At 65.5% G+C, this 5,366-nt stretch carries 7 protein-coding genes; all 7 read right to left on the reverse strand.

Translation table 11 applies throughout. The annotated features are described in order from the left end of the window. The coding region (locus RMO57_RS04290) for a head GIN domain-containing protein (protein WP_310384546.1) at nt 1-659 on the reverse strand (659 nt) is incomplete at its 3' end. After that, nucleotides 656-1,417, reverse strand: coding sequence for a LytTR family DNA-binding domain-containing protein (locus RMO57_RS04295; RefSeq protein ID WP_310384548.1), 762 nt, complete (start codon nt 1,415-1,417; stop codon nt 656-658). The genes RMO57_RS04295 and RMO57_RS04290, both read right to left, overlap by 4 nt. Continuing rightward, nucleotides 1,414-2,532, reverse strand: a complete 1,119-nt coding sequence (locus RMO57_RS04300; protein ID WP_310384550.1) for a sensor histidine kinase — start codon at nt 2,530-2,532, stop codon at nt 1,414-1,416. The genes RMO57_RS04295 and RMO57_RS04300 overlap by 4 nt, the downstream gene beginning before the upstream one ends. Nucleotides 2,533-2,625: 93 nt before the next feature. Continuing rightward, entirely contained in the window at nt 2,626-3,222 is a 597-nt protein-coding gene (locus RMO57_RS04305) for a nitrous oxide reductase accessory protein NosL (RefSeq protein ID WP_310384552.1), read from the reverse strand. 14 nt (nt 3,223-3,236) lie between these two features. After that, the gene (locus RMO57_RS04310) at nt 3,237-3,758 is read right to left on the reverse strand and encodes a nitrous oxide reductase accessory protein NosL (protein ID WP_310384554.1); all 522 of its coding nucleotides are present in this window, start codon (nt 3,756-3,758) and stop codon (nt 3,237-3,239) included. Further along, entirely contained in the window at nt 3,755-4,570 is an 816-nt protein-coding gene (locus RMO57_RS04315; protein WP_310384555.1) for an ABC transporter permease, read from the reverse strand. Before RMO57_RS04315 ends, RMO57_RS04310 begins: the two co-directional genes overlap by 4 nt. A gap of 4 nt (nt 4,571-4,574) precedes the next feature. After that, on the reverse strand, nt 4,575-5,366 hold a 792-nt coding region (locus RMO57_RS04320; RefSeq protein WP_310384556.1), incomplete at its 5' end, for an ABC transporter ATP-binding protein.

A 5,366-nucleotide genomic window follows, 5' to 3' on the forward strand; every position in this document is an offset into this window, starting at 1 on the left:
TCGATGTGGCCGACACCGGAGACATTCAGGTTCAACTTCTCGCTGACCCACAGATCGGCGTTGCCGACGCCACTGATCTTGATGTTGGCGGCCTCGGCAAGCAGGTCTTCGGCTTGAAGTTTGCCTTTGCCGGAGATCTTCAAGTCCAGCAGTTCGACCCGGCCGCGCAAGACCCCCACACCGGAACCCGAGATATTGAAGTCGAGTCGCTCGGCCGTCAGGTCGTCAAAGCGGACCGAGCCGGCACCGGAGATGCGGATGCTCAAGGGGCCGGCCGTGATGCCGTCCGGCGCATGCAGCTCGCCGGCGCCGGACAGCACCAGCTCGCGCAGCCGGCGCAAGCTCACTTCGACCTCCAGCCGCTTGGTGCCCCAAAACTTCCAGGTCTCGATGCCGCGAATGTCCAGCCGGCCTTGCGACACCGTGACCGCCACGCTGTCTTGCAGTTGGGCATCGCCGACGATGAAGACTTGGTCCTGCTCGCCTTGCAGCAAGCGCACATGGGTGGTGCCGGCGAGTTCGATGCGGTCGAACGGCCCTGGCATATAGAGCCGGCCCTCAACGCCCTGGCGGACAACGAGTTTGGAGTTGCTTTGGCCAAAGGCGCTGCCCGCTAACAGCCAAACCAAGCAGGCGATGGCGACGGGGAACTTGCTCATATCGATTGCTCCCGAAGTTTCTTGGACACATCCCGGTTGGCGGTGAAACGCGCTCCGTCTTGCATCTGCACGATCAGCTGCGAGTTTTCGTCCGGCGTCATCGAGACGACGAAGTCGAGGTTGACGATGCAGCTGCGCTGCAGCTTCAAGAAGCGCTGCTGATCGAGCCGCTGCTCAAAGGCGGTGATCGGCAGGCGCACCAGATACTGCTTGCCGGCGCTGGCCACGGCCGTGTATTTGATGTCGGAGCGCAGGTACTCGATCGCGTCGACCTGCAGCGGGAAGATCTTGCCTTGGTCGCGCACCAGGATGCGCGTCAGTGGGCTTTGCTCGTCAGCGGCCGCTTCGACCGTGCTTTGCAGTTGCGTGCTGCTGACGACCGATCGCAGCGCATGTTCGACCGCCTCGTTGAAGCGCTCTTGCGTGAACGGCTTGAGCAGATAGTCGGCCGCGTGCAGCTCGAAGGCGGCCAGGGCATGTTCGTCGTAGGCGGTGGTGAAGATGACGCGCTGCTGTGCGTCAGCGTCGGCCTCGGCCTCGGCCAAGCTGCGCAGCACCTGCAGGCCGGTCATGCCGGGCATATTGATGTCCATGAAGATCAGGCCCGGCTGCAGGCGGCGGATCTCGGCCAAGGCCGTGATGCCATCGGCGCAGACGCCGACCAGCTCCAGCTGCGGCAGCTGCGCCACCCAGTCGGCCAGCGCCTCGCTGGCGAGCGGCTCGTCCTCGGCGATCAGGGTGGTGATCCGTGAAGTCATGTTTGCGGTATCCAGATATCGACGCGAAAGCCGGCGCCGGGTGCGGTGTGGACTTGCAGGCGGGCGCGGCCCTCGTAGTCGAGTGCGAAGCGGCGGCGCAGCGCACTCAGGCCTATGCCTTGGCGCTGAGCCTGGGGCTGGCTGGGACTCAGGCGGGCGGGCTCGCAGCCGGCGCCGTCGTCTTGTACCGTGAGCGCCAGGCCCTGCGTCAGCGCATCGCGGCGCGCGCTGATGCTGACGCAGCCGCCGGCCACGCTGGGCGTGATGCCGTGGTTGATGCAGTTCTCAACCAGCGGCTGCAGCGTCAGCGGCGGGATCTCGTCGTCCAAGGTGGCGGAGTCAATCTCCCAGACCAGGCGCAGGCGTGCGCCCAGGCGCAAGCCCTCCAGCGCCAGATAGTCGCGCACAAAGTCCAGCTCCTCGCGCAGGCTGACCCGGTCGGCGACACCGCGCTTGCTGTCGAGTACATAACGCAGCATGTCGGAGAAGTGCATCAGCGCGGTCTCGGCCGCGCGGGCGTCTTTGCGGGTCAGCGCGATCAGCGAGTTCAGGGTGTTGAACAAGAAATGCGGGTTCAGCTTGCCGCTGATGGCGGCCAGCTCGGCGCGCGCCAGGGCGCTCTCGGCCTGCGCCGTTGCCAGGGCGCTGGCGCGCGCCTGCCGCGCACTCAGGACGGCCGTGAAGCCGGTCGCCAGCGGCACATAAACAAACACACCGGTGACGGTGCGCCACAGCGCCGCTTGCATCAAGGTGGCATGCGCATGCTCGGGGCCAAACAGCAGGCTGGCCAGGATGAAATCGGCCGCCAGCCAGAGCGCGCTGAACAGCAGGGCCGCCAAGGTATGCAGGCCGAACAGTGACGCCACCGCCGGCTGGGACTTTTGCAGCCGGCGCACCCAGGGGAAGACCGCCACGCCCAGCAGCATGGGTGCCCACAAGGTCATGCTGGCCTCGTAGATGGCCGACCAAACCTCCCAGGCGCCCTTTTTGTAGTCGGTGCCGGCCAGCACAAACAGCAGCCAGCTCAAGCCGCACACGCCGGCATAGGTGAGCCAGAAACGGCGGCGGGCTAGGCCGGTGCGGTCTGCGGTGGGTTTGCTGATCAAGCTGTCCATGACGCCATCTTAGGCAGGCCCAGCGTTGCGGCGGCCCGGGCGGCGATCAATTGCGAGAACCAGGCGCTGTTGTGCGGCTTGGTGAGATCGGCGTCAGTGCCTATGTGGCTGGTTGGGCGCCAGGCCGGCCAGCAGTTGGGCGTCGATCTGTTCGAAGCGCAGCAGGCGCCCACCGCGTTGGGCGGCGAAGGCCTCGGCGCGGGCCTTGTCGGCAAAGGCCGGCAGATTGCCGGCGCGCATCGGACCGAGCGCGCTCGAGCCCTGCACATAGACGGCGGTCTCGGCCTTGATCCAAGCGCCGTTGTTGGCATCGCTGACATAGACCGCGCCGATCTCGGCCGCGCTGCGGCCACGCGTGTAGCGGCCCACCTCCTGCAAATAGATGAACAGCGACAGCGGTGAGTCGAAGAACTGGGTGTCGCCGTTGTCTTTGAAAATCACCTGCGCCGCCCAGTCCCGCGAGCGCGCCGGGTACATGCCGCAGACCGGGCAGCGCGCGTCGGCGGGCACCGGGCGCGCTGCCAGCAAGCCCAGGCCGGTGCGGGCATCAAACGGCGTCGGCGGCGCGACCAGGCAGACGTCGGTCGGCGGCGCCGGTCTGCTGGGCAGCAACTGCAGGCTGCCTAGCAAGGCCAGCGCGAGGAGCGCGCCCCAGATCAGGCGCCGCGTCGGTGCTGCAAAGTTCCGCATGGCGAGCCGTGGCGCTACATCCGGCTGTCGTGCAGCGCGCCGCCGCTGAGGTCCACCATGTCCGGCTTGATCTCGGCGTAGCTGAGGAGCTTGCCGCCCCATTGTTTGATGAAGGCCTGGGCATCGGCCTGCTGGCTGAAGCTGGCGATGGTCGGCCCCATCGAGCCATGGCGTTTGCTGCCCAGTACATAGAAGCCGGCCTTGGCATCAATCCAATGGCCGCGCGGCTGATCCCAGTCGGCGCGGCCCATGTCCTGCACAAACACCGCCTCGACGGCACGCACCTGCTCGGGCCGCAGCAGGGTGTTGAAGAGTTCAACGGTGTCGCAGAAGAAGACCGGCTCGGCCGCGCCGGCGTAGTGGATCTGCGCCTTCGGGCCGGGGTAATCGGCCAATAGCATGCCGTCCAAGTCGCAGGTGGTGCGGGGGTCGATCTCAAGTGCCACCAGCGGCTTGGCTTCGTCCTTGCGGCCGCAGCCGATCAGCGTGATGGCGGCCACCAGCAAGAGGGAGCGTCGATGGATGCGTTTACTCATGATTTGAATCTCCAACGTGCAATGCCGAGCGGCACAACAATCCAGGCGCCCATCACCAAGCCCATCAGCCAAGGCTTGGCCAGCGCGGGCGGCACGATGCTGCCCAGGCCATAAAGGTTGCGCATATCGTCGAGCGAAAAAATATTCAGGATGCGGAACACATCGGCCGGGTTGAGCAGCAGCAGATAGGCCAGTGACTCACCCCCCACATCACCGCCGCTAGCGACCAGCGCGCCCAGCAATAGCAGGTCAAACACCAGCACAAAAAAGAACCACAGCGCGATCGCCAGCCCCGATGCACGGGTGCGTTCGCGGCTCAGCACCGACAGCAAGACCGCCAGGCTCAAAAATGCCAGGCCCAGCAGCGTGCTGCTCAGCATGAAGCCCAAGTAGTGAAACAGACCGGCCCAGCCGAACTGTTGATATAGCAGCGCGGCGACCAAGGCAAAGCCGCCCAAGGTCGACAGCGTCAGCGCCGCAGCCAGGCCCAGATACTTTCCCAGCAGCAACTCCAGTTTGGTGATGGGCAGGGCCAAGAGCAGGTCCAGCGAGCCGCGTTCACGCTCGCCGACGATGGCGTCGAAGCCCAGCAGCAGGGCGATCAGCGGGATCAAATAAATCACCAGGCTGACCAGGCTGGCGATGATGAATTCGATCGAGCGCGGCCCCAGTTGGCCGGAGCTGGCACCGCCGAAATAGGTGATGACGAGCGAGAAGGCGGTGAACACCAGGGCGACCGCCAGCACCCAGCGGTTGCGCATGCGGTCGCGGAATTCTTTCGCGGCCAGGGTCATGATTTGGCTGAATTCCATGTCTCTACGCGGCCTTGCCCAGTTCGAAAAATACGTCCTCAAGCGAGGGCTCTTTGATCGTCAAATCCAGCAGGCGTGCGCCGAGGCTACCGGCCACGCCCAGCACCGCCATCTTCGCCTCGCGTGGGCAGCTGACGCTCAGCCCGAGCTTGGCGCTGCTGCAGCTGACGCCCTGAATTTGAGTCAGCGCTTGGCGCGCAAACACGGCATCCACCGCACTCAGGCAAAGCTCGATCGTCAGCGCCGCCTGCTGCTGCTCGCGCAGGCCCTGCACCGTGCCGAGCGCCTGGATGCGGCCGCTGACCATGATGGCCAGCCGGTCGACCCGCTTCTGCAGTTCGGCCAGGATGTGCGAGGTGATGATGACGGTCACACCGCTATCGCGCAGCTCGTGCAGGATCAAATAGAAATCGCGGATCGCCTGCGGATCCAGGCCATTGGTCGGCTCGTCCAGAAACAAGACTTGCGGCCGGCCCAGCAGCGCCTGCGCGAAACCCAGGCGCTGGCGCATGCCCTTGGAATACTCGCGCAGCGGCCGGCTGCCGGCGTGCGCCAAGCCGACGCGGGCCAGCGTAGGCGCACATTGCTGCAGGTCGGCACCCTTCAGCTTGGCGAAGAACTTGAGCGTCTCCAATCCGCTCAGGTTGTCGTACAGCACCACGTTCTCGGGCAGGTAACCCAAAGCGCGGCGCGTGGCGCGAAAGCCCCGGCCGGTGACCGAGCCCCCGTTGATCAAAATCTCACCGCTGGTGGCCGGCGTTAGGCCCAGCATCAGCTTGAACAGCGTGCTCTTTCC

It is taken from the genome of Roseateles sp. (assembly GCF_031397715.1).
Taxonomy (GTDB): Bacteria; Pseudomonadota; Gammaproteobacteria; order Burkholderiales; family Burkholderiaceae_C; genus Paucibacter_A.